Annotated in this window: 1 pseudogene; it reads right to left on the reverse strand. The window is 57.1% G+C overall.

What is annotated here, in order from left to right:
- Positions 1–536, reverse strand: a pseudogene (locus B4F73_RS16545) (TauD/TfdA dioxygenase family protein); the annotation flags it as partial.
- Positions 537–615 lie beyond the last annotated feature (79 nt).

Here is a 615-nt window from a genome sequence, read left to right on the forward strand (position 1 = left end):
ATGATGGTCATGCTGCGCCCGCTCGCTTTGTCTGCCTCTCCATACATGCCGTCTGGGGCGTAAGCGTTCTTGGCGGAATGAATGGCTTTCTTGCAGTCCAGCCTTTCACGCAGTTCCGTGGGCATCTGCTCCAGCGCCAGATATTGATTGGCGAATAGCGTGTCGCCACCCCGCGGCGGAATGGTAATACCGAACAAACAGGTGCCGCTTGGAGGAGCGGCCTGAAAGCTCCAATCAGTGTGCCAGCTTTCTGCGAAGATCGGTGCCGTTTCGTCGGCCGCGCGCTGAACCGCGATTATGTGCTGATGACCGGGGATCGATGCAATGAATGGGTCCTCTCCAAAGGGACCAAAATACAATGTGAAGCGTTCCAGGTCTGCGTCGCTCATTGATTGGTCCGGAAAGGAGAGAACCTGATGTTCAAGCCACGCCGCGCGAATACCTGCAACGATCTCGGCAGGCAGGGGAGCAGACAGGTCAACGCCGCGAATCTCAGCGCCGCATGCCTGCCCGGATGGTGTGATCTCGAGTGTCATTTTGTGTCTCCTCCACTTGGCACCTTATCACGCTCTGCAATCGCGCCTAGAACGGGCTCATGAACGACCTATTCTCTGC

The organism is Hyphomonas sp. UBA3601, assembly GCF_002375605.1.
In the GTDB taxonomy this organism is placed as follows: Bacteria; Pseudomonadota; Alphaproteobacteria; order Caulobacterales; family Hyphomonadaceae; genus Hyphomonas.